20 protein-coding genes and 4 pseudogenes are annotated in these 23,358 nt (G+C 33.2%); all 24 read right to left on the bottom strand.

Annotation, left to right across the window (positions count from 1 at the left end; all coding sequences use genetic code 11):
• Positions 1-137: 137 nt before the first annotated feature.
• The 24 genes and pseudogenes from L6651_RS00285 to L6651_RS00170 all read right to left on the bottom strand — a co-directional run bounded on the left by L6651_RS00285 (position 138) and on the right by L6651_RS00170 (position 23,340).
• Complete coding sequence (locus tag L6651_RS00285) at positions 138-7,064, bottom strand: cell wall-binding repeat-containing protein (RefSeq protein WP_237036063.1); 6,927 nt, start codon at positions 7,062-7,064, stop codon at positions 138-140.
• 355 nt (positions 7,065-7,419) lie between these two features.
• Entirely contained in the window at positions 7,420-7,548 is a 129-nt protein-coding gene (locus tag L6651_RS09340; protein ID WP_255784597.1) for a hypothetical protein, read from the bottom strand.
• Positions 7,549-7,664: 116 nt separating this feature from the next.
• A pseudogene (locus tag L6651_RS00280) lies at positions 7,665-8,195 on the bottom strand (DegV family protein).
• A complete protein-coding gene (locus tag L6651_RS00275; RefSeq protein WP_237036062.1) occupies positions 8,192-8,734 on the bottom strand; it encodes a DUF1836 domain-containing protein in 543 nt (180 codons plus the stop codon). The pseudogene L6651_RS00280 and the gene L6651_RS00275 overlap by 4 nt, the downstream one beginning before the upstream one ends.
• A 351-nt stretch (positions 8,735-9,085) precedes the next feature.
• On the bottom strand, positions 9,086-9,259 hold the full coding sequence (locus L6651_RS00270; RefSeq protein WP_237036061.1) for a hypothetical protein: 174 nt from the start codon (positions 9,257-9,259) through the stop codon (positions 9,086-9,088).
• 144 nt (positions 9,260-9,403) lie between these two features.
• Positions 9,404-9,664, bottom strand: a complete 261-nt coding sequence (locus L6651_RS00265; protein WP_237036060.1) for a hypothetical protein — start codon at positions 9,662-9,664, stop codon at positions 9,404-9,406.
• A 376-nt stretch (positions 9,665-10,040) separates the two neighbouring features.
• The gene (locus L6651_RS00260) at positions 10,041-11,363 is read right to left on the bottom strand and encodes a DUF2254 domain-containing protein (RefSeq protein ID WP_237036059.1); all 1,323 of its coding nucleotides are present in this window, start codon (positions 11,361-11,363) and stop codon (positions 10,041-10,043) included.
• 125 nt (positions 11,364-11,488) lie between these two features.
• Positions 11,489-11,944, bottom strand: a complete 456-nt coding sequence (locus L6651_RS00255; protein ID WP_237036058.1) for a methionine--tRNA ligase subunit beta — start codon at positions 11,942-11,944, stop codon at positions 11,489-11,491.
• Positions 11,922-12,065, bottom strand: a complete 144-nt coding sequence (locus tag L6651_RS00250) for a hypothetical protein (RefSeq protein ID WP_237036057.1) — start codon at positions 12,063-12,065, stop codon at positions 11,922-11,924. The genes L6651_RS00255 and L6651_RS00250 overlap by 23 nt, the downstream gene beginning before the upstream one ends.
• A gap of 174 nt (positions 12,066-12,239) precedes the next feature.
• Positions 12,240-12,491, bottom strand: a complete 252-nt coding sequence (locus L6651_RS00245) for a DUF2087 domain-containing protein (protein WP_237036056.1) — start codon at positions 12,489-12,491, stop codon at positions 12,240-12,242.
• 269 nt (positions 12,492-12,760) lie between these two features.
• Positions 12,761-13,048, bottom strand: a pseudogene (locus tag L6651_RS00240) (DUF3847 domain-containing protein).
• Positions 13,049-13,113: 65 nt separating this feature from the next.
• Positions 13,114-13,953 (bottom strand): annotated as a pseudogene (locus L6651_RS00235) (toll/interleukin-1 receptor domain-containing protein); the annotation flags it as partial.
• A 92-nt stretch (positions 13,954-14,045) separates the two neighbouring features.
• Positions 14,046-14,423, bottom strand: a complete 378-nt coding sequence (locus tag L6651_RS00230; RefSeq protein ID WP_237036054.1) for a PcfB family protein — start codon at positions 14,421-14,423, stop codon at positions 14,046-14,048.
• Between the two features lie 140 nt (positions 14,424-14,563).
• Positions 14,564-15,064, bottom strand: a complete 501-nt coding sequence (locus L6651_RS00225; RefSeq protein WP_237036053.1) for a Csac_0668 family 2Fe-2S cluster-binding (seleno)protein — start codon at positions 15,062-15,064, stop codon at positions 14,564-14,566.
• Between the two features lie 413 nt (positions 15,065-15,477).
• On the bottom strand, positions 15,478-15,753 hold the full coding sequence (locus L6651_RS00220) for a hypothetical protein (RefSeq protein WP_237036052.1): 276 nt from the start codon (positions 15,751-15,753) through the stop codon (positions 15,478-15,480).
• A gap of 471 nt (positions 15,754-16,224) precedes the next feature.
• A complete protein-coding gene (locus tag L6651_RS00215; protein WP_237036051.1) occupies positions 16,225-16,938 on the bottom strand; it encodes an ABC transporter ATP-binding protein in 714 nt (237 codons plus the stop codon).
• A 319-nt stretch (positions 16,939-17,257) separates the two neighbouring features.
• Positions 17,258-17,407 (bottom strand): glycine zipper domain-containing protein, encoded by a 150-nt coding sequence (locus tag L6651_RS00210; protein WP_237036050.1) that lies wholly within the window; start codon positions 17,405-17,407, stop codon positions 17,258-17,260.
• A gap of 18 nt (positions 17,408-17,425) precedes the next feature.
• Positions 17,426-17,620: pseudogene (locus tag L6651_RS00205) on the bottom strand (single-stranded DNA-binding protein); the annotation flags it as partial.
• A gap of 60 nt (positions 17,621-17,680) precedes the next feature.
• The gene (locus L6651_RS00200; protein ID WP_237036049.1) at positions 17,681-18,043 is read right to left on the bottom strand and encodes an ATP-binding cassette domain-containing protein; all 363 of its coding nucleotides are present in this window, start codon (positions 18,041-18,043) and stop codon (positions 17,681-17,683) included.
• A gap of 651 nt (positions 18,044-18,694) precedes the next feature.
• Entirely contained in the window at positions 18,695-19,150 is a 456-nt protein-coding gene (locus tag L6651_RS00190) for a methionine--tRNA ligase (RefSeq protein ID WP_237036048.1), read from the bottom strand.
• A 156-nt stretch (positions 19,151-19,306) separates the two neighbouring features.
• Positions 19,307-20,542: a tyrosine-type recombinase/integrase gene (locus L6651_RS00185; RefSeq protein ID WP_237036047.1), complete on the bottom strand. Its 1,236-nt coding sequence runs from the start codon at positions 20,540-20,542 to the stop codon at positions 19,307-19,309.
• Between the two features lie 77 nt (positions 20,543-20,619).
• Complete coding sequence (locus L6651_RS00180; RefSeq protein WP_009345237.1) at positions 20,620-20,829, bottom strand: excisionase; 210 nt, start codon at positions 20,827-20,829, stop codon at positions 20,620-20,622.
• Positions 20,830-21,265: 436 nt separating this feature from the next.
• A complete protein-coding gene (locus tag L6651_RS00175; RefSeq protein ID WP_117520747.1) occupies positions 21,266-21,676 on the bottom strand; it encodes a sigma-70 RNA polymerase sigma factor region 4 domain-containing protein in 411 nt (136 codons plus the stop codon).
• Positions 21,677-21,987: 311 nt separating this feature from the next.
• Positions 21,988-23,340, bottom strand: a complete 1,353-nt coding sequence (locus L6651_RS00170; protein ID WP_117521142.1) for an MATE family efflux transporter — start codon at positions 23,338-23,340, stop codon at positions 21,988-21,990.
• Positions 23,341-23,358 lie beyond the last annotated feature (18 nt).

Below are 23,358 nucleotides of genomic sequence, written 5' to 3'. Positions count from 1 at the left end.
CGTTCGCAAGCGAACTCAACTGACTAAAGTCATTAATTAAACGGAATGTCCCCTGTTGATTACAGATTACATTCCGCTTAAATTATTAGTTTATTCCCAGTTTAGGGGTTCAGATCATTTCTCCTGCTTTGAAAAAATTATTTTACTTGGTTTTGAGATACTGAGTTTTCTCCCCCTATTATTTCTACTTCTTCTATTTTATTTCTTTGGATATAGTCCCTAACTTCTTTTGGCATCTTGTCTTTTCTGGTTAGAAGTATAGGTGCATCTTTCATGCCTCCTACTGGTCCTATAGCCAGGGCGTCTGGGAAGTTTTCTCCACTTGCCAAGTAAATTTTCTTACTTCCTTTAAATAGGTCTTCTGCAATTTTTACTGCAGTTTCATACCTATTTTTACCTGCTATTCTAGTAGTTGATTCAAAGAACCTATCCACATTTCCTACTGAGTTTGAACCACCTACTACTAGGGCTTTTTTAATGCCGTAAGTCTTGATTAGCTTTTTACCTCCTGGTAAGTCGCTTCCATTTGCAAGGATTATTGGCATTTTCTCTCTTGCTGCATATGCTCCAGCAGCTAGGGCATCTGGATAGTTTAATCCGTCAGCGACTATAAGCTTATCTTGTCCCTTATTCATTTCTAGGACCCTTTCAGCTATTTTAATGGCTGTTTCATACCTATCAGCTCCAGCAATCCTTTCAACATTTCCAAGTCCTTGGTAGAATTTAGCTTCTTTATTTGAAACTGATGATCTACCTCCCACTATGGTAATGTTTTTTGCACCTAGTCTTTTTATTTCTTTTTCCAAATCTTTGCTAACACTTTCGCTAGTTAAAAGAAGTGGTGCGTTTAAGCTCCTCGCAAGGGCCGATGCTGTTAAGGCATCTGGATAGTTTCTAGCATCTGCAAGAACTACTGTATCTGCCTTTTCAAAGTTTTTCCTTGAAATTTCAAGGGCAGTTTGGTACCTGTCCTTTCCAGCGGTCCTAAATAGTTTTTCCAACTTAAGAGCTTCCTTGTTTTTGCCTTCATTTTTCTTATCACTAGCTTGGTCTTTTTCTTTAGCTGGGTCTTGCCTATTATCTGCACCATTTGTATTTCCTGGATCTACTTGTGGACTTTCGCCTCCATGGTTTCCAGAATCTTTTTTGTCCTTAAACTTGATAGAGATAAGGATCCTTTCCCCATTTAGTTCAAGTTCATCTCCAGGATTGTAGAACTTGCCACCAACTATCCAAGATTCAAAGCTCTTGCCATCCTCTAGTTTTTCTGGAGCCTTTGGAAGTTTGAACTTAGATCCACTTTCTGCCTTGAATGGCTTGTAGTTTTCCTTGTCTACGATTCCATCTAGCTTGTATTCCACTAGGGTGTAGGCTTTTTCTACCTCGTCTTTCCACTTGCCTAGAAGACTTGCTTTTTCATTAAAGACTATTGTTTCACCTGGCTTGTAGGTCTTACCCTGGTATTCCCAACCTAAGAAGGTCTTGCCAGGGTTTTTAAAGTCTGGACTTGGAAGAGTTAGGTCTTCGCCCTTGTTTATTTCTTTATCCTCTTTCTGTCCTTCAACACCATAGTCCAGGCTAATTTTAATAATTTCTGCTCCTTTTTCTTGTGGTTTTACATCTTTTCTCACCTCAAATTTCTTAAGGCTTGTATTAAAGGCATAGTCTGTGGCTGATACTTCAATTTCATATGGTTCTTGACCGTAGTCGGCTAGGCCCTTACCAGGCTCATAGTCTTTACCATTGATTTTTATTGAAGTCTTTTGTATTTCTCCGTTATAAGCGTCTTCGCCATCTGCATCTACCTTGTCTTTTATTACTATATTTACAAACTTATCGCCTATCTTTATAGATCTGGCTCCAGCTAACTGGCTGTCATCAAGGGTCAGACTAATTTCTGGCTTAGTATTGTCTATCCTGATTTGGTATTGGTTAACTAGGCCTTCAACAACATTGTTGCCGTCCTTATCAACAACCCTACCGTCCATACCGTTGGCAACATAGTCAGCCATTGACCAATCTAGCCAGTCCCTGTCCTCTACTGGAACCTTGAATTCAAAGTCCTTGTAGTTAGAAGTCTTGAAGTCTCCATAAATCAGATAGGAGTCTACTAGAGACCTGTTTACAAAGAAGTCCCACATAAAGGCTCCCTTGTCTCCTGCCTGTCCCCTAAGGACTAGAGGGCTGGACTTGATATAGAGTTTGTTGTTTTTGCTAGGGTTGAAGGTTGAATTGTCAAGGACAAGCTCACATAGGGTGTTATCAAAGTATACACACTTGCCTGTATCTTCTACCATTTTTCCTAGCTTAACACTATCTCCGTCCTTAATGGCATTTCCATTTTTGTCAAGTTTTAGTTCATAGATTTCATATCTCAGAGTTCCAAAGCCTTCCCTGATTTCAAATTTAACATCTTGTTTTAGCTTGCCGTCTTGTGCATTTGATGCGTCACAATAGATAAGTTCTGTACTCATTGGCTCTAGGTCATTTTTACCTGGATTTAGGGAAATGGCCTTAAGTGCGTAGCCTTGGCTCAGGGTAATGGCATCGCTTAGGTAGTATACAGTCTTACCATTCACTGTTTCTGAGCTTAATCTCTGTCCGTTTGTAAGGGTTCTTCCTATTTCGTTAATATCCTTTGTTTCCGAAAGATACCTTGGCTCTTCCTTTTCCTTCTTTGTCTCAGGCTTTTCCAATTTAAACATGAATTTATCTGATACTCTTCTGCCATCCATGGCAAAGATTGTTAGATAGCTTTGGACCCTTTTTCCGTTCCAAGTATCTTTTAAGTTAATGTAAAGGTCAAATTCTAGGGACTTATCTTCTGGATTGTAGTTAAAGGTATCCATCTTTTCAGATGCATTTATCCATCCCTTAGACTCAATCCTAAGTTGTCCATCTTCTGAAACATTGTGGATTTTACCCCTGATATTGTAGCCACCCTTGTCATTGGCTTCTATAGCGCCAACATAGCCTTTGTCCTTCATGTCAGCTACAGATTCATAGGTATAGTCGTTTTCAGTAACCTTTGTGCCGTCTTCATAATGGGTTGGTAGGCCATCGTCATCAAGGGGACCGTAGTTGCAGTCATAGTCTCCATAGAGTTTAACAGTGATAGTTTCGTCTGATACGAAGTCATACCTTGTGCCTGTCTTGATTTTTAGCTTCTTGTCTCCATCCCTATCTTTAAGGTCTCTGTAGGAAGATAGGTCTTTGTTGAACTTAATATCAACTTTTCCTTCCAGGGCTTTCTTCTCTGGTTGGGATGGACTTGGTACGTCCTCTTCTTTTAGGAGTTTTTCGTCAATGCTGCCTTCTTCGATTTTTTTGAAGACTGTTTCATAGGTAAAAGGTGCTGTTAACTCTTCAACTGCTTTTCCTATCTCATACTTAAGCTTACCGTCTTCTACTTGGTCAGCAAATTTTATAAACCTAGCTTCTGCCTCATTGGCAGCTGGGTCAAGGGCTCCAATCTCTATGATTTTGCCCGCAAGGCCCTTATTTGCTCCCTTGATTGCATAGGTCGTTTCAAGGCTAGTTGGGTCTTCCTCAGTCCTTATTACACTAAGTTCTTTTTCTACATTCCTGTCTTCTATATCGTCAATAAAACCTGCCTTGGCAAGCCATACCTTGTTAGGTTTAGTTTCAAAGAAGTTCGGGTTTTTTTCTTGGTCCCTTATAAAGAATAGGGTAGGCTTGTCATGTTCTTTTTTGATTGTATTGTAGGTGTCTTTTACCCTTAGCTTTATTTCATCTGGGTTAGATGAATCTATAGAAAGGATTTCAGGCTTAGTCCTATCAACCTTTACATCTATATATTTGGTTTGGGCTTTGAAGTTGTCATAGGGAAGGAGCTTAAATTCAAATTTGAATGCGTAATCTCCTTCTGCAACATAGTCATCTCCGTAGCCTGTATCTCCATGACCTATAGGAATTCTTGGGTTAAATGCATGACCTTTCCAAGCGAACTTTCCATTTGGCCTTATCCTAGATGTTCTAAAGCCTCTGGCTGTATGGTTTCTTGTATTTAGAACTCCCCTTACAAAGTCTTCATCAGTTAGCTTGATAATTAGCTTTTCATTCTCAGGGTTTTCTGGGTCCTTGTTTGCAACTACCTTGGCTTCTGCATTGTAAGAAGTCCTTAACATAAATGGATAAGGAAGAAGAGTCCTCACAAGGTTGTATTTGATTCCCTTAGGTTCAATTTTAAATAGTTTTGAACTTGGCTCCTTGGCATCTTGGTCGTTGTTTAATGAAAATAGGCTTGGGTCCTGGTCTAGGTTCTTGTTGCCATCTTCTGTGTTTTGGATGGTTCCTGCTAGGTAGTAAAGGTCGTTATCTGACACACCGTGGTGGTCTCCGTGACCAGCATAAACTGATGATGGTTTTTTCGAGTTGCCTCTGTCATCATACTGTACTTCCTTGTACCTAGCCCCTTCTTCCCATGCCCATTCATCTACTATTGGGTCATGGTTCCAATCTCCTGCAAAGCCCATAAATGGCATTGATAGAGATGGTTGAGGGTTTTCTTTTCCTGAGGATTCTTCCTCTGACTCAAGTCTTATAAATCCTTCTACAAACTTATTTTGTCCCTTTGCAGAACCAACATCTATAGAGCCGCCTAGTTTGAAGCTAGAATTAGCCTTAACTACAAATTCTTCTTGGTCGAAGCTCATGCTAGCGTCTTTTACAATTTCAGGGTGGACTTCCCTTACCATCTTTACGCCTTGGATTTCGTCGGCATCTCTATATTCTTCATCAAGTTTTTTCTTTTCAACAATACCGTCTGTTGTTACAGGCGTAGACTTAACCCTAAATTTAAGGTCTCTATCGCTTGTATTGTGGATATCGATAACAAAGTTTTTGCTTTGACCTGCTATTTCCTTAAGGGACATTGCACCATAGGAGTTTTCTTCTCCTAGAGATCCCTTAACTTGATAGCTGGCAAAAACCTTGTTGTGGACTGCTTTGTTCACATTGATAAGGCCTGCTCCTTGCTGCCTTGGTGAGGCATAAAGGTGTCCGCCTTTCCCGTTATCTGTTGTCTTGTCTGGCATAGGGTCTGATGTGTTTTGCATCATTATCTTGGTTAGAGTAACCAGGTCGATGCCCTTGCCATTGTTGGCCTTCGTAAGTACGTCTGTTTTCACCAGTTCTTTTAGTAATGGTCTTACAATAACTGTTGATGCTGATACTACTGGTGTAGCCATGGAAGTTCCTGATGAATTTCCGTAGTTTGAAATTTCATTTCCGTTTGCGTCAGTAGTTACAGACATGGTTGAATATATGTTTTTACCAGGTGCTGAAACGTCTGGCTTTAGCATAAGGTCTGTCCTTGGTCCCCAAGAAGTTGACCCTGCTGGCACGTTTGAGTCCTTAGTATAAAGTTTCTTGTCTAGGAATTTGAAAGAAAGGTTTTTTTCTTGACCAAGCTTTGGCTTGTGCTTGTTGAACTCTTTCATGTCTATCCTATAGTCTTCTTCCTTGCCAATATTTCTTTGGTTAGGAACTTCTTCTCCCCTTATTGCATCCCATAGGTCAAGCCCATCATAGCCTGATATGGATATAACACGGGCGTCAGTTTTTTCATCAAATTCGTAGCCTAGAGCTGGATATAGTTCCCAGTCGTCCCTATTGTAGAAGGAAACTGTATTTACAACAACTACACCTTTGGCTCCCTTGTCGGTTACCCTCTTGAAGGCATACTTTAATTCTGTTGTAAAGATCCTATCCATTACAACTATCTTGCCTCTTAGGTCCTTGCCTCTTACGTCTTCGTCTTGGCATCTGCCTAGGTAGATAAAGTCGTATTTATCTTTTGTAAAATCTTTTTTATTGAAAAATGCCCCTATTGGTGCATATCTAACGTCCTTACCGTTAATATTAACTCCTGAAAATTCAATCCTAGAGTTTCTGGCAGACCCAACTGCTATGGTGTCCTCATGGGCTGCTGTCCTTGTTACGTTTCCAGTGTCTACCATGCCAAGGTCATCGTTGGCGTAGGCATCCCAAGATGTGTTGGAGCCTGATGTTGCAAAGTTTCCTGTGGCAACACATACTGGTAGGTCGTGCTTTCTTAAAGCCCTAATTACATGCCAGTATTTTTCACCCACTAGGCCTGTACCCGTATAGCCAGAAGAAACCGAAACTACGTCTGCCCCATGCTTGATGGAGTCTTCCATAGCGTGGAACATAGTCTCATCTCCTGCGAACTTCATAGATGGGTAGGAGTAGGTCTTGTAGCTAAGGAGCTGCGCATTTGGAGCAACCCCTTTGATTCCATTTTCCTTTTCAATTTCCTCATTTTTTGCATTGGCTGCCAGGATACCTGCTATGTGCTGACCATGGGGGTCGTAGTAGTGAGACCCATCGTCATATTTTTCTACTGTGATTTTCCCACCTGTCAGATAGTTGTATGAGTGGGGAATCTTTTCATTTATATAATAAGTATCGCTTAAGGTTGCATCTGATCCTGGAAGTTTGCCTCCCTTTTTGAGCTTGGCCACATCCTTGGCATCATCGTCCAGCCTCATGTCCTTGTGCCTGTGATCAATACCAGTGTCAATTGATGATATAACCATGCCCCTACCATCATAATGAGCTCCTGTTGGTAGATTTAGATTCTTAAGATAACCTGAAGCCTGGTCAACCTTAATATCCTTTCTGGCATTGTTCATCATAGGAGTCATCTTGCCTGCTTCCTCGATTTTGCCAATACCTGGAATGGCATAACACTCATCTAATTTCTCTGGATCTAGTTCAAATGATAGACCAGAAAAAACTATAAAGTATTCATAAAGAAGCTTGAATGATTCAATCTTTTCTAAGCTTTTCTTTATCTCATCTCTTTTTTCTTCCTCAAAGTCTACAATGTAAACTTTTTTCTCCGAGACTTTTTTATCATCTCTGTCTTTTTCTCCCATAGACTTATTGTCTACTGGATTTTCTATTGAAGCCTCTATTCTTTTAGCTTCGTTCTGTCCTGGCTCTACTGCCAGGGCCTGGCTAGCTGGTCCTAAGGCTAAGATTAGGGCCAAACCTGCTGCTAAAAATCTTTTTAACATATATCCTCCTTGAAATATTTTTTGATTATTTTTGATAATAATAATCATTACTTATATTATTCACTAATTTTCTTCTTCCGTCAAGGCTTATTATGGTTTTTCAAATTATTTGAAAATACTTTCTTGCTTTTTAGCGAAATTGTCTAATAACATCTTTCGTTTGTCGCCATTCTAATCCTTTTTGCAAAAAAAAGAAGTAGATTTATTCTCTACTTCTCAATAATTTATTTTTCATTGTTCGCTATTGCCTTTTTTAATTTATATCCGCAAAATAAGACTGCTTAATAAATATCAAATATTTTCCTCCAATAATCCCAACAAAAAAGCTTAAGAGTCATCTCCTAAGCTTTTCATCTTATAATTTATAATATGCAATACCCAAAAGACCTCTGCCTGTGTGTGTTGCTAGTGTTGGTGCTATCTGCTCTTCAACATAAATTTTTGCTCTATCAACTTCATCTTTTAATGCTTCCTTAGCTAGCATCAAAGCCTTAGGATTTGAGCCATGGCAGAACCTCTTACCTTGTCGATGGCATAGTAAATGCCGTCCATATTGCAGGTGATTATTGGCTTTATGTTTAAAAATTGACCTACGGCGCCTTAAACTTTGCCAATCCTTCCGCCATGTATTAAGTGAGTTAATTCTGGTATAGCAAAATAAGTCTTAGACTTCATATTATCCCTATCATCTGTCATTATTTTAATAATTTCATCAGCGCTGCGGCCTTCATCTCTATGGCTTGCTGCTCTATAGCCGTAAAGTCCTGCACCTATAGCAACATTTTTTGTGTCGAAAACTTTCACCTTGCCGCCTTAGTCGGCAGCCGCAAGATTGGAAAGATTATTCACACCGCTTAAACCTGATGAAACTGTGATGATTAAAACTTCATCAGCACCAGATGCAAATTCTTTATCAATTGCTTCTTTCACTTCTGTTGGTGATGGCGTACTTGTCTTAGGAATTTCTTTATCAAGTAAGTTATAAAACTTATCCTTTTCTATATCAATTAAATCTCTGTATGATTTATCCGAAAAGTGAACCCACAAAGGCAGCATAGCCATATTTAATTTTTGATACGCCTCTTTTGGCACATCACAAGCCGTATCTATAATTAATCCTAATTTACTCATTTGTCCTCCTTAGCTTTTAAAAGCTCGTATTCTAATAATTTTTGTGTAATAATCTTAGTGCAAACACTGACTATAGCAAGCGTCAACCCATTTCTATTGTCAAGATCTATATTAATAGATGCTGTGCCTTTAATCTCAGGGCTGCTTTGCTTCTCCAAGATGTTTATGACTAATCTCAATACTTCTTCAACCTTGTTGCAAAAGTAGTTGTATGACTCTTCTATAGAGCTCTTCTTAAGCTCGAACAAAATTCCATCATCAATCTCAGCCATAGTTAAAATGTTTTTCAAAACGGTAATAACTATACAATAAGCGATATGATCACGATAATAGCGCTTTTTGATTGGACTCGGCATTAGTTTATGCTTGACATAATTATTGACCATAGATTTTGTTAATTTATTGTCCTCATCAAGCATCACTTCCAAAGTTTTATTAACAATCTCAACTAACTGCTCTAAATATATACCAAAGTCAGGCAAGTCCTTATATCTTGGAAGCTTAAATTCGCTAATACCACTCAAATTTTTATTTATCATATTGCCTCCACCTAGTATTTAATACTATATCTATAGTTTCCCGCAACTAGATTATAAAGTCAAGCATTTTTTATAAATTTTCTAATATCCTCACCAAAATATTGCAAACATAGCAAGTAACATAATTTCAAGAATGACCAAAAACTTTGCTTATTTCTTCGTTTATCATTTTTATCTCCTTTGTTTGAATTAAAAAAAGGGAAGTATAGGCTTTAATTTTTCTATACTTCCCTTTGCTTGTTTTTATTTGGTTGTTTGTGGTGGTGGAATGCTTATTTTAGATGTTTATATATATTTCTTAGGTATTTGCACCTTTTATACTTTTAAATAGCTTACAATACCTTTCCACCTTTAGTAGTTTATGTGTGTTCTTTTGTCTGATAGATAGTTTTTCATGTTGGAATATAATATCTGCACTTCTTCATTGTTCATCGCGTTTATTTCTTCTGTGCTTTTATATGTTTTGTATGTTCCAGCTTCATCTGCTTTTATGAGTTCGTCTATTAGCTCTTGCCTTTTATTCATCTCTATTACCTCCTAGACCTGCCTTTATTTTCTTGGTCATATTATAAGCTTGGATAAGATATTTTTACCAGGTCTTATCTTTCTTGTTTTTTATAATAGTCTTTAGTCATTTGTCTTTTTTTATCAAAACTATCACTGTCTTGCTTATATTCTTTTATCTTTTCTATGATACTTTCTTTTTCTCCTCTCTAGATTGCCTTCTTTTTGTAATCGCATAATGGATTCATACTTATTTTTTATATAAGTATTACCAGCGATAAAATCAATAAGACTATCAATATCTTCTGGGGAAAAGTTTTCAATCTCTAAAAATCTTTTTATTAACTTTTCACCAGATTCGATACATACTTTCTTATAGTTTTCTTCAATCTTCTTTTGAATCTCTAATAGCTTTAATTCAAACATTTTATTTTTATTTCTTTGTCTTCTTTTTGCCAGGTTTACCTTCTACGTTATTTATTTTCTTTATTTTTTAATTTTCAACTTAACTTTTAGTTGCTATAAAAAAGGATAAGAAAAAAGCAACCTAGATAATTTCGGCTCTAAAGAATCCATTGGGGGATGCTAATCTATAAAGTTGGCATCTCCTCTTATTTATACATCATTATTCACTTACTTTTAAAAGACCTATTTGAATAGTCACTTTCTACTTGTTTTTAGCGTCACTTAATAAGCCTATAGGATTATTTTCCTAAAAGCTAATTCTTTTATTCAGTTCTTGTATATTATTCAAGTGCTAATATTCTATTTCTAAATCTTCTAAAATTTTTCATTCCAAATGTTAATCCTCTTTATTTATGTCTTTGTCCATGGAATCATCTTTTTTTTGTTCAAAATCTTTATATATTTCATCAAGTTGATCTATATAGCTTTGGTTGTCCATAGCTTCTTTACAGAGTTCATAGCAATAGGTGAAATACTTTTCAATTTCTCTATGTAAAGACTTGTCAGCTACAAGATAAACCATATAAATACTGTTTAAAACTGTTTTGGCAATTTCTGGATCTGCTTTTCCATAGAATAAAATCTGATTATATGACAGCTGAAGCTCTTCTTTAGCTGAATAACTATTATAAATAATTTTTGCATTCTCATCTTCTTCTAAAATTTGATAAAAGTTTTCTGACGAAAATAACTTTCCTAAAAGTATGCCTATTTTGATTATAGCTTCTGATGCTGTATAAGGATCATTTATTCCAGGACTTAGTGCCTTTAGAGAAATTTCTACTAAATTTGTAAGTTCATGGTGATAGTCTTTAGTATCATTTTTTTTGACATTTATTAAGATATTAGAGGAAATTTTTTTAAATAACTTATCTTTTTCCTCTTGGTCCATATCCAAATCTTTTAATAACTTAAGTTTAGCTATATACATGCCCTTTAATACATAGTCATTAATCCTCTTGTTTATAACAATTTCATACTTATTATCTTTTAAAAGATTAAGAAGTTTTTCAGCACTTATTCCATATAAGTAACCAGAATCGTTGGCATAGATTTTATAAGTCTCCTCCCAGTCGCCACTATCAAATCTTTCGGCAAGTTTTCTCTTTTTAGATTCTTTTTCAATTAGTTTATCAGCATTGTTATATACATTTTCTATTACATTTTCTGCCTTTATATCAGATAGAACCCTCTTAACAAATAAAATAAATGATATCATTGCGGCAATGGCATAAAATATTCCAAGGGTACCTGAAATTAGTGGCGTTTCACTATCTACATTTTGAATCATAAATAAGGATAAGACAGTATAGAAAAATCCTCCTATAAAAACTCCAAAAAGACTTAGTACATTTGGCTTATCTATAAAGTCTTGAACTATTCTAGGGGTAAATGACCCCGCATACTTATTTAAAACTGTCAAAATTGTAGTTAATGTAAAAGTGGAAACCGTTAGAAAAGTCCCTGTTAAATTAGATAAAAAAGATGATGTTACTTCTGGTGTTAACAATAATATTTCTGGCATTTCTGTTTTTAAATATGGATATTTAATATCAAGAAACCAAGTTATAAGTAAAAACACAAAAGACAAAAATATATATCTTACAATTTTAATAATATTCCTATTGTTGGAATAGGCTAATTTTATTTTTTCTATCATTCTCCGTCCTCCTAAAATTTTTATTGTTCTCTAATTATATCAGAAATATATAATTAGGTTTGTTGTAAATTTCTAAAAAAGACCCATTAGCAATTTTTTGACATAGGTCATTTTGTTTATTAATTTTAATATAATTTTGATCCTGCTGGAATATTTTCATCCAACATCATTAGATTTAATTTTTCTTCTCCATCGTACTCACAAATTGCAGAAATAATCATTCCGCAAGACTCAATTCCCATCATCTTTCTTGGAGGTAGGTTTGTGATTGCAAGAAGTGTTTTGCCAACTAGTTCTTCAGCGCTGTAGATATCTTTGATACCTGAAAGAATAATTCTTTCATTGCCACTTCCATAATCTAATGTGAACTTTAATAGTTTTTTAGACTTTGGAACTTCTTCGCAAGATTTTACCTTTACAACTCTAAAGTCTGATTTTGTAAATGTATCAAAGTCAACAAATTTTTCAAATAGTGGTTCAACTTTTACTTTTGATAAGTCGATTTTTTCTGTCGTAATTTTGTCGTAAGTTTCTTTTGATAAATCTCTATTTTCTGCCTTATCTAAGCCTATTGGCTTCATTTAAGAAAAATTTTTCAATCTCTGAAAATCTTTTTATTAACTTTTCACCAGATTCAATACATACTTTCTTATAGTTTTCTTCAATCTTCTTTTGAATCTCTAATAGCTTTAATTCAAGCATTTTATTTTTATTTCTTTGTTTTCTTTTTGCCAGGTTTATCTTCTATGTTATTTATTTTCTTTATATTTTAATTTTCACTTAACTTTTAGTTGCTATAAAAAAGGATAAGAAAAAAGCAACCTAGATAATTTCTTTGGTTGCTTCATTAATTTAATGATAAATCTTTAGAATAATCTAATACCAATATGTCTTACAATCTCTTGTTCTAGATAATATTTTATAATCTACCATGTATCTTCTTAATATCGCATAATCAATATAGAAATTTTTTAATTTCTCATTAATTTCTTTTTCAGTATATTGTACGTTATTTTCAAAGGTTAAATTAGCTATATAATTAAATAATTCTATCTTGTCTTTTTCTTTCTTCGGAATTTTTTGAATTTTATTATTTTTTATCCATTTGCTTATGTTTTGTGTATTCAAGCCTTATCTCCTTTCATACCTTTAATGAGGAAACAGTCCTATATATAAATCTTTATAATCAAGATCATTTTGTTTATACTCGTCCTTGATATCCTTACTTTTTCCCAAGTCTATATTGCGATAAACCTAAAGGTTTACGGTATTTCTCTATTCTATTTCCCATTATTTCATCTTTCTTTGGTTGATTATAGTTTAACATAATTTCGTTTGAATATCAGTACTTTTCATATTTTTTTGATTCCCTTTTCCTAATTTGTCATTACATATATCTATGCTAATATTTTTACATTTTCTCTCATTATTCTTAGTGTTTCTTTAAATTCTTTTGTCTTTGTTGCTTCTTCTAGTAGGATTTTTATTTCTTCATCTGTTAGTTCTTCTGCATTTTCTATAAGGCTTTTCCTCTTGTTATTAGTCTATGAGTTCTTTCTTTTCTTCTTTTTACTATGTCTTGTTTTAATATCTTTTTTTCTTGATTTTTTAGTTGCCTTAATCTTTCTTTTGTATGGTCAATTTTATTTTTTTGACTCTTGTCTTAGTTGTTCTAATTTTTTCATATAACACTCCTTTCTTGTATTAAAAAAGAGATAACATTTCTGCTATCCCTTTCAAAGTGTCACAATTAAAATTTTAAGTCTTTTGAAATATCTTCTATATTTCTATAATGATTTTCTATTTCTTCTTGCTTCTTTCTTTTTAATTGTTCTTCTCTTCTTCTATATTGTTTTTCTTCTTCATTTGTTTTTTCTACACACAAGATTAAGGTATCTCTATGATATTGTTTTACCTCTTCGATTGTTGTTCCATCTAAAATGATTTTATCAGATTCAACTCTAGCTATTCCAGGTCTATGCATTGATGTAAAACTTGGTTGGTAATTCCAATTTCTTAAAAACAATTCAGACCATGTGCTAGTTGGTTTGCTAGATAATCTAAAAGGGATTCTATACAAAGCAGAACCTCTTGTTCCATCATTTTTTGGCAAGGTAACTTCATTTGTTATAATGCCCACTATTTTTATATCCTCTCCCTCAATTGTTATTGGTTCATATTCATCAACATAATATGGTCTTATATCTACTTTAGGTTTCTTTTTAACTTTAAATATTGATGCAATAAGATCCTTATATGAATCTTCATTAAATGGATTACCTCTTAAATCTATTGCAAGTTTTCCATCTAGGTAAGTAGGCAAAGCTGAATTAAAATCTCCTTGTCTAATGACTGGAATAAACTTCCTATCATTGTGATTATTGTAGAGTTCCGCAGATATTATATGACTTTCATAACCTACACCTTTTTCTCTATTATTAACTTTCCTTTTATACTCTTCAGTGCAAATTATAATTACATAATCACTATCTCTTATCGAGCTTTCCATAAATTTTGGAAGTCTATCCCCTGGACTTACATCATAGCTATCTATTATGGCTTCAATACCATCTGCTAACAATTTATCTGCTAGAGATTTAACCTAATCAGAGTGTTCTTTGCTTTCCCACGAATATGATATAAATACTTTTGGAATATTGTTTTCTATCATTTAACACCTCATTAAAATAAATCTTCTAGCCTTTTCCTGTTTTCATTATTCATTTCTTTTGTGTAGTTTGTATTGTTAATATAAAGTCTTGTATCTTTATCTCTAACAAACCCCCAATTTATTTTACGCCTATATGCGTAATCCTTAAAAGCATAGAATTTATTTTCGATTTGCTCATCAATATTTTCCAGCTGACCTTTCTTTACCATATCCTTAAGTTTCCTTGAATTAGTTTTTCTTTTTTCACTAATATAATCTGCAAGTGGTTGGCTTTTTTCATCGGCATATTCTATAATCTTTTTCATAGATTTTAAAATAGCCTTTGCTGAATACTGAGCCACTCTTATCTCAATATTTATAGCCTTATTATTAACTTCATCATTTACCATATAGGTGACCTCCTTTCCGGGAAAAATAAAAAAGCGGCCAGACTTTTACATCTGAACCGTTAAAATTTTAATTCTATAGTTTTTTATTATTTTTAATTTTATTACTGTTGTGACGTACTTTATAAATTATGTGTCGCAAACTATTGTTTGCTTTTTAATGCCTTATTGATGGTTTCTTGAATAAAAGGACCACAGCATTTTCCCAAAGGATTGTTAATTTCGCACTTTCCATTTTTCATTGCCCCTGTAAGTCTAATAATATCTTTAATATTCTTTGCACCATCATCTAAAACAGCGTTTATAATTTGTTGCTCTGTAACTTGGTTGCAATAGCATATATATTTGGGATTTGCATCCTTTTTAAACCATATAGGAACTTTTACATCTTCCTTATAAAAAACTCTTTCATTGTTTAAGTTATAATACACGACATCACAATCTTCATTCATACATAAATAGTAAGTTTCTTCATCTACAACCTTTCCCATAAGGTTTTCTGATACCATATGCTTTACAGTTATATTCTTAACCTTTTCTCCTATTTTGTGACATTTGGGACAATTTGCTTTTTCTTCCACTGTACCAGTGTTTTTTTGTATTGAACCACAGCAAGATTGATTTATCTTATTTTTTTGACTCACTTTATTTCCTCCTGTCTAAATAAATATTATTTATATAGTTAATCAGAATATCTAATACCTCTTTCAATGGATCTACAGGTTGCAGCTCTTTTTTAGTCTTCTTTGTTCATTTTTCTTTCTACCAATAAGTGCCATAATGGATATAAGAAATTACTATATTATTACCCCTTATCCGTTTTATTGTTAAGATATATTATATCATAAATAGGCTTATAAGTCACTTTAGCCTATTTTATACTTGTGCTTTCGTTAGTATTCATTGAGATAGTCCTGGTTTTTTATTTGTCCCACTTGGAACTGCTCCAAATCGCAAGACAAATATTCATTTACTAGTTTTACTTTAAATTCTTTTGTGTATTTTGGCATACAAAAACCCCTCTATCCGCATTCCAGATTTTGGGGTTAAGGTCAAACTAAACCTCTTTTTCTTTTGATATTTTATATAAGATTAAACTTTCAATAATCAAACAGATTAGTGAAGTAAGAATCATATTAGAAATACTTAGTTGAGTTAAATTTGTATATTGTGAATCTATTAGTTGATTAGGTAAATTCAAAAGATTTATTACGCCATACTTAAAGATTGGAAATTTCTTTATAATTAAAAAATTAAATCCAGTTCCAAATCCATAGAACATGTAAATCAGCAAACCTAAAACTAAGCCAGTTTTTTCTTTTTTTGTTATCATAATAACAATTGACGACAACATAACAACAATAGATATGGGCACAATCATCGAAAAATTATAAAGGTAAACACTCTTAATCATATCTAAGCTAGGTTTATATTTTAGTAAAACAAAAGATAAAACCATAGTGAAGCTTGCACAAAGAAATAGTAGGATTACATGCATTAAGAATATCACTATTAATTTTACTAAGATAAGTTTAGAAATATTTGGATATTTAGTTTTGATAGGAATTATAGTCAAATATTCAAAATCTTCGGCAAACATAGTACAAGTTAAAATATTATGTTTATATTAACTAAAATCGGCAGAAATGAATATTGTACGCCTTTTTCATAGGACATAAAATCTTCATTGTATTTTATAAAAATAGACATTAACAATTGAAAAATCAAAATCGATGTAACCATAATGATTAATTTTTTCTGTTTGCTAATTTTAAATAATTCAAATTTTAATAAATTTCCCATATCAAACCTCCATAATCTTTAAAATTTCTTTTTCAAGAGAACTTTCTTTATCCTTCATAAAATCATCTAGACTTATTGCATTTAGCAATTTGCCTTTAGAAATAATCACCAAATTGTCTATAAGGTCATCTAGTTCTCTAATCAAATGACTAGATAATATTATGGTCATTCCTTTACTTTTTAAATATAAGACACGCTCTCTAAACTTATTTACACTTACCGGATCTAAACCGTTGAATGGCTCATCAAGTATTAATATTTCACTACCAGATAACTCAGCTAGTCCAAGCCCTAGTCTTTGTCTCATACCCAGGGAATATTCTTTAGCTTTTACATCTTTAAATTCATTTAATCCATATGCTTCCATAATTTCTTCGATGAAAGAATCTTGATTGTCAGAGTTTAATATATTAAATAACAATAAATGTTGATGAGCTGTTAAATATGTATATAATGAAGGTTTTTCTAATAGGCAGCCTATACTTGAGTTAATTTTCGAATTAAAAACCAATGGTTCTTCATTGATAATAATCCTACCCTTATCTGGCTTTATTTGGTTTGTTAGTAATTTCATAAAAGTAGTCTTTCCAGCACCATTTTCTCCAAATAGTCCTGTTATACTTCCTCTACTAATATTTAAGGAAATCCCATCTAAAGCTTTTTTACTCTTATAGCTTTTACTTAAGTCATCGATTTCTATAATATACTCATCCATAATAATGAATCCTCCTTTATATCATGTCTAATTTTTCTTGCATATCCCAATCTAACATTTTCCAATAATACAAACCCGAGATGCCGACCATAATGTTCTTATTGTAATACTTAAAATTCTCCTTACTTATTTTACGAACTAGCAAATCTAATTTTGATCTAAATAAGTCTTTATAATAAAAGTCATCCTTATTAAATTTAGCAAATATTTTTTGGGAGTATTTATTTGTAATTTAGCCATTTGCTGATCACAGATTCTCTTACAAAGTCTGTAAAATTATTTTTCATTTAAATACTCCTGCATTTAATAAATAGATTTATTACTTTTTCTTTTCTTGTTTTGAAGCTCCAATAGCAGCTCCCAGTACTAGTCCAATACCTACGCCAAGTCCTATATTTTTTGTAGCTACACCGATAGCTGTTCCTAGTATCAGACCTATACCGATCCATTTTCCCATCTTATTGTCCATCTTATCCTCCTTTGCAAATTATGTCTTTTTTGTTTTTTTCTTATCTTTACTTTTTAAATCATTTACTTGCCCTAGTATGGACTTTTTATCTTTATCTTGACTCTTTACTTGTTCTTTTGCTTTTAAGAGCTTAGAAGACAAAATACGAACATTCTTAAGTTCTTTCCTGTTGTTATCAATACTTGTTTTTACTTGTCCAAAGATTTTAACAAAAATAGTGCTTATTAAGCCCATTCTTCTTTACTATTATTTTACAAATACTCAATTTAATATTTATTTTTTATACTTATTTGCTTGAGTAGAATGTAATTTATAAAACTCACCCTTCATCGACATAAGCTTGTCAAAGCTTCCTTCTTCTTTTATTCTTCCATCCTTTAAATAGATAATTCGATCAGCAATTTTTACACTTGCCAAATGGTGAGTAACCAATATTGCTGTTTTGTCCTTTAGTTCTTGTTGGAACAGTGAATAATAACTATCCTCTTTGATTGGATCAATTGCGGTTGTGGGTTCATCCAAAATAATTAATCCTGCATCCTTATAAAAGCCTCTTGCTATGGCAAGACTTTGCCACTGGCCACCTGATAAATCTTCATCTCCAAATTCTTTTCCCTGACCTAGATTAAATTCCAAATCAGGAATTATCACTTTCACACAGTTTGTTTGTGATTCAACTCTACTTATATCGACAACTATTATTTCACGTACTTGAGTTGAAAGTTCTTTTTTAGATATTCAAGTTCATTTTCTGTCTTATTAGCAGAAATATCACTTAGCTTGATAGTTTTAAAATCATAAGAATACAAAAAATCTATATCGAAAGAAGGATGATAAATTTCACTTTCTTCCATATCTTTCTCCAATTCTATATTTTACCTTTCTAAATGTATGGATTAACTATTTAATTATAGCATATAACACTGATTCCTTTTAATTATATGATTTACCGCGTTACAACGAGCAAAAAAATAAAGGCAGTCCGAAGACTGCCGATATTTACCTCTCTGCACCTTTGCTATGGTCTTTATTAGTTGACTTAGTTTTGTCATCTATCTTAAAGATTTTTATTTGACCTAATATAGAATTTTTTCCTCATCATCATACCCTCCAACTTTTGAGTATAAAAATAGACAATAGAGTTTTTAATTTCTATCGTCTAAGATTATCTAATATTTATTTTCCTTTAAATTGATTTTATTGTATAGCTAAATCATTTCATTAATCCAATTATAAAAATTAAACTGGGATTCATACCAAACCCCAGTTTCATAATTAGCGTGTTCTTTAATATAATTTTGCTCCTGCTGGAATATTACTGTCCAACATGATTAAATTTAGTTTTTCTTCTCCATCGTACTCACAAATTGCAGAAAGAAGCATTCCGCAAGACTCGATTCCCATCATCTTTCTTGGTGGTAGGTTTGTGATTGCAAGAAGTGTTTTGCCAACTAGTTCTTCAGCGCTGTAGTTGTCTTTAATACCTGAAAGAATTACTCTTTCTTTGTCGCTTCCGTCGTCTAGTATGAACTTTAATAGCTTTTTAGACTTTGGAACTTCTTCACAGTTTTTTACCTTTACAATTCTGAAGTCTGATTTTGTAAATGTATCAAAGTCAACAAATTTTTCAAATAGCGGCTCAACTTTTACCTTTGATAAATCAAGTTTTTCTGAATTCACTGTTGCATTATTTGATGACTCTACATGGGCATGTTCTGCTTTATCTAAGCCTATTGGCTTCATTGTTGGGAAAATCCCCTCTACTTTAGATAATTGTCTAAATCTCTATAAAAGTCTATTTTATGGTACTTTTCCATTTACGACAATTTGCTAACTCTCTATAAGTGCCTATAGATTTCTAGCAAATTGTCGTAAATTTGTCGTAAGCTGTCGTAAATTCTAAAATATAAATTTCATCGCTTTTTCAAATTCTCCCATCTGTTCTATCTTAAAATCTTCTGTTGCATCTACATATATATCCATTGTTGTACTAATATCAGAATGACCTAGAATAGACTGCATTGCTTTTGTATTTATATTTTGTTCATTAAGCCTTGTAGTAAAGGTGTGTCTGAAAATGTGATTGCTTAAATGTGGAACTAATAGAATATCATTAGAGCTCGATTTATTTTTATCCATTATACTTAAATTGCAATCTCTAACAATTCTTCTTAAAGCTTTATTAAGTGTTCCATTATTGTGAACCTTTCCGAATCTGTTTAAAAATACAAAGTCTTTAAATCCATCGATTGAATCACAACATTCGATTCCAAAAGTCTTTTGTAACTCTCTTTCCATAAGAAAAGCATCTTTTACTTTTTGAACCATAGGAATACTTCGCTTACCTGATGCTGTCTTCGGTGTATTAATAGCATATCTATTGTTTAATCCTTTACCTTTACTATAATATACCAAAGTCCTATTTACATTTATAAGACCATTATCAAAATCTAGATCGTCCCATTGCAATCCTGTAACTTCTCCAACTCTCATTCCTGTCCAAAGCATAACAATGAATATTGGATACCATTTTTTATATTCATCACTATTAGATAAATATTCTTCAAATAGCACTTGTTCTTCTATTGTCATGGCTTTTTTCTTCAGAGATTCATTTCGATAAGCTACTTTCAATTCCTTCAAAGCATTGTCAGATGGATTAAATCTTATATATTCGTCATCCACTGCTAATTCTAAAACCTGATGTAAGACAGTATGAACACAATCTATGGTAGAAACCATCAATCCCTGATCTTCCTTTAATCTGTTATAAAAACTTCTAACATCAGATCTTTTAATATCAGATAGTTTAATGCGACCAAAAGTCGGTTCGACAAATTGTTGATACATATAGATGTAATTTTTAAAGGTATTATCTTTTAAACCTCTTTTTACCTTTGTCCATAGCTTAAAAGTATCATTTACAGATAAGCTACTTCCTTCGTTGTTGATTCCATCTATAGTATTGCGTAAAATATCTAATTCCTTTTCTCTTAATTCTTTTAGAGTTTTCGCATAGATAGATTTTCTACGACCTATTTTGTCTTGCCACTTAAATTCATAAGTGCCATTTGATCTTTGATATTCACCGTCTTTTAAAACAACCCCTTTACTATCTTTGCGTCTTTTCACCATAAAAATTCTCCTTTTTTGATAAAAGACACGCTATAATTATTATACCGCATTAAGCGTGTTTTATATATAGTTTTAGATTAAATAGAGAACTGTCTATTTAAATATTCTTCCATTAACTTTTTCTTAATAAGACGCTTACTACCATTAAATAATACAAAATCGCAATCATTTTCATCCGTTAATTGTCTAACTTTATCTTGACCAATATTAAAATATTCAGATGCTTCTTTTAATGTTAGAAATGCTTTCTCAGAAACACGAACACCTTTTATATTTTCGTTAATCATAAATCCTCCAAATAATATATTTAAAATATTTATTTTTATATTTTTAAAGTTTTTTGACATTGACAAGTGCCTTGGATTAGCAACATAGGAATCTCACCTCCGCCTCTGTTCAGGATGAGCCGGCTTCAACCTTAGATGTATCATTATCCTCATTTTCTTCAAAGCGAATAGGGTATCCCTCCCTATATTCAAACTCTTACTTATCGCTCCCTTTCTTCTTCCCTTGCTTTTAGCTTAGCAGTACTTGTTTTGCCGAATTATTCAGCAGAAAGATCTTGGCGGATAGGTTATTACGCTCCAAAAATGATTAATGTCTTGTCTTGGTCTATTCAATTGTTAAGGTTCAAATATTGTTTAGATTTCTTTTTAAAATAGAAAGAGGACAAAATCCCCCTCACTTTATAAAGGAAAATTTGCCCTCTTTGGTAACCAGAAATTATATTTCTTCTATAAATTTCTTTAGTTTTTCTAAAATCTTATCTCGCCTTTTTATTAAAGCAGGATGTGATATATTTTGAGTCTTTGCTACTGAACGAAGTGTTTCATCATTGAAATATAATCTTTCAATGATTTCCCGTTCATCCTTATTTAACTTTGACATAGCATTACTTAGTGCTTCAATCATAATTTGTGTAGCTACAACTTTTTCTACATCAACATTTTTATCTTCTAGATTGTCTTCAAAATTCCCGTCATGCTTTAGGGATGAAAAAAAGAGCAAGTGGTTTTTCTTGTCCACTCGCTCTAAATACTTCTCGTGTTCACGTTCTCGCCAGTAGACTTTATAAATATCTTCACTGACTTTTACCTTTTCTCCTCTGACATAAAGGTAATATTCTCTTGCCATAATGTTTCCTCCATTCTTTTTTTGTCTGCGTTTTCAGGCAAAAAAAGGAGGACTCCTGCATCTTGGCATGAGAAGTCCTCTAAAACGAAAGAAACTTGTTCTTCCTTTAATTATATTTAATTGTTTAGACAAGCATATGGAAAGATAAATAGCTATAAAGCTTATAGGAAAAAGGACTATTCTTATTGTGGTTTATTCTTTCAAATAAATATATAGACTTTTCCATTTCTATCCCTCCATTTTATAGCTAACTATTTCCCATAAATAAAATCCTTCTAATGCTTCAAATTCTAAACACCTGATAAGAAATTTTATGCTTGAACTTTTTCTTGTCCCATTTTATTCAACTCGCCAATCATCATAAATATTCCAACAACAATCATAATGAAATCTACAAGTGGCTGTGTGAACCAAACAGCTTTTATTCTAAATACCATTGGCAAAAAGATCATTGCAGGAACAAATAAGAATAACTGTCTAAGCATAACAATAGTTCCGGCTTTCTTTCCGTTTCCGATTGATTGGAAGAAAGTAACAGTCATAACCATTACTCCATACAAGATAAAAACGGAATAGAACAATCTAAAATTTCCAACCCCTTGTGCAATGATGTTTGCTTCTACACCAAATAGCGAAAGTATCTGACTTGACAGCAATAGGGATGGAACCCAAAAGATTCCTGCAAGAACTAAACCGCCAATAGAAAAGACCTTCATAGCTTCTCTTACTCTGTCATATTGCTTTGCTCCAAAGTTTGTTCCAACAACAGGTTGCAATCCTTGACTCATTCCCCAAAGAGGAATAAATGAAAAGGCATATACACGAAGTGATGCCGCCATCAAAATTCCATTGGTATCTCCGCCATACTTAAATGCCATTTTATAAAGCATGGTCTGCTGTATCATAAACAGAAGTTGCATCATCATAGCTGATGATCCTACCCCAAACATTTCTTTTTTTATCTCCGGATCAGACTTTATCTTATGGATTTTAACAACTTTACTCTTCTTCAAGAAATAATGTAGTGTTGCCACTGCCTGAACAAATTGTGCTGTGATGGTTGCAAGGGCAGCACCTTCAATCGCATATTCACCCATAACAGTCATTAAGATAGGGTCAAGAATAATATTCAGTAATGCCCCAAATCCCATAATCGTCATAGCTTTTTTCATCAGTCCTTCACCACGCATAACCATGTTTGCGGACTGTGTGAAGTTTACAAATAGAGAGCCTATAAAAATCACTCTAAGGTATCTAATACCATAGGCTTTGATTTCACCCGTTGCACCGACCATATCTAAAAAATGTGGAGCAAGAAGTATTCCTCCAACCGTAATAATTACAGAGAAGAAAATCACCCAATAGATTAGGTTGCCCATAATTTTATCTACGGTTTTCTGATCTCCTTTTCCTATCGCTCTGGAGAGAACGGATGCCGAACCAACACCAAGAAGCGTAGATACACCGCTATTAAAGAATGTAAGCGGCATTGCGACACCACAGGCTGTCATTGCTGTTTGCCCTATGATTTTTCCAGCAAATATTCCATCCATTAACGGATATAAGCCGATAACAATCATTCCGATAACAGCCGGTATAGATAATTGAAATAACAAGTCTATTGGTCTTTTTGTTAATAATTGTTCTTTCATATCTTGTTTCATCGTCTTCTCCTCTCTTAG

Source organism: Mediannikoviicoccus vaginalis (assembly GCF_928097925.1).
Taxonomy (GTDB): Bacteria; Bacillota; Clostridia; order Tissierellales; family Peptoniphilaceae; genus Mediannikoviicoccus; species Mediannikoviicoccus vaginalis.
Note: the sequence above shows the minus strand (reverse complement) of the source record. Positions and strands in the feature narration are given on the sequence as shown.

Excerpts from the sequence above, each read along its gene's own strand:
- L6651_RS00265 (WP_237036060.1), bottom strand. The coding sequence starts at position 9,664 with ATGTTTGAATTAAAGCTATTAGAGATTCAAAAGAAGATTGAAGAAAAC.
- L6651_RS00250 (WP_237036057.1), bottom strand. The coding sequence starts at position 12,065 with ATGCTTGAATTAAAGCTATTAGAGATTCAAAAGAAGATTGAAGAAAAC.
- L6651_RS00190 (WP_237036048.1), bottom strand. The coding sequence starts at position 19,150 with ATGAAGCCAATAGGCTTAGATAAAGCAGAACATGCCCATGTAGAGTCA.
- L6651_RS00230 (WP_237036054.1), bottom strand. The coding sequence starts at position 14,423 with ATGGTAAATGATGAAGTTAATAATAAGGCTATAAATATTGAGATAAGA.
- L6651_RS00170 (WP_117521142.1), bottom strand. The coding sequence starts at position 23,340 with ATGAAACAAGATATGAAAGAACAATTATTAACAAAAAGACCAATAGAC.
- L6651_RS00180 (WP_009345237.1), bottom strand. The coding sequence starts at position 20,829 with ATGATTAACGAAAATATAAAAGGTGTTCGTGTTTCTGAGAAAGCATTT.
- L6651_RS00185 (WP_237036047.1), bottom strand. The coding sequence starts at position 20,542 with ATGGTGAAAAGACGCAAAGATAGTAAAGGGGTTGTTTTAAAAGACGGT.
- L6651_RS00210 (WP_237036050.1), bottom strand. The coding sequence starts at position 17,407 with ATGGACAATAAGATGGGAAAATGGATCGGTATAGGTCTGATACTAGGA.
- L6651_RS00255 (WP_237036058.1), bottom strand. The coding sequence starts at position 11,944 with ATGAAGCCAATAGGCTTAGATAAGGCAGAAAATAGAGATTTATCAAAA.
- L6651_RS00285 (WP_237036063.1), bottom strand. The coding sequence starts at position 7,064 with ATGTTAAAAAGATTTTTAGCAGCAGGTTTGGCCCTAATCTTAGCCTTA.
- L6651_RS00260 (WP_237036059.1), bottom strand. The coding sequence starts at position 11,363 with ATGATAGAAAAAATAAAATTAGCCTATTCCAACAATAGGAATATTATT.
- L6651_RS00175 (WP_117520747.1), bottom strand. The coding sequence starts at position 21,676 with ATGGCAAGAGAATATTACCTTTATGTCAGAGGAGAAAAGGTAAAAGTC.
- L6651_RS09340 (WP_255784597.1), bottom strand. The coding sequence starts at position 7,548 with ATGCTAGCTAAGGAAGCATTAAAAGATGAAGTTGATAGAGCAAAAATT.
- L6651_RS00220 (WP_237036052.1), bottom strand. The coding sequence starts at position 15,753 with ATGATAACAAAAAAAGAAAAAACTGGCTTAGTTTTAGGTTTGCTGATT.
- L6651_RS00215 (WP_237036051.1), bottom strand. The coding sequence starts at position 16,938 with ATGGATGAGTATATTATAGAAATCGATGACTTAAGTAAAAGCTATAAG.
- L6651_RS00275 (WP_237036062.1), bottom strand. The coding sequence starts at position 8,734 with ATGATAAATAAAAATTTGAGTGGTATTAGCGAATTTAAGCTTCCAAGA.
- L6651_RS00270 (WP_237036061.1), bottom strand. The coding sequence starts at position 9,259 with ATGAATAAAAGGCAAGAGCTAATAGACGAACTCATAAAAGCAGATGAA.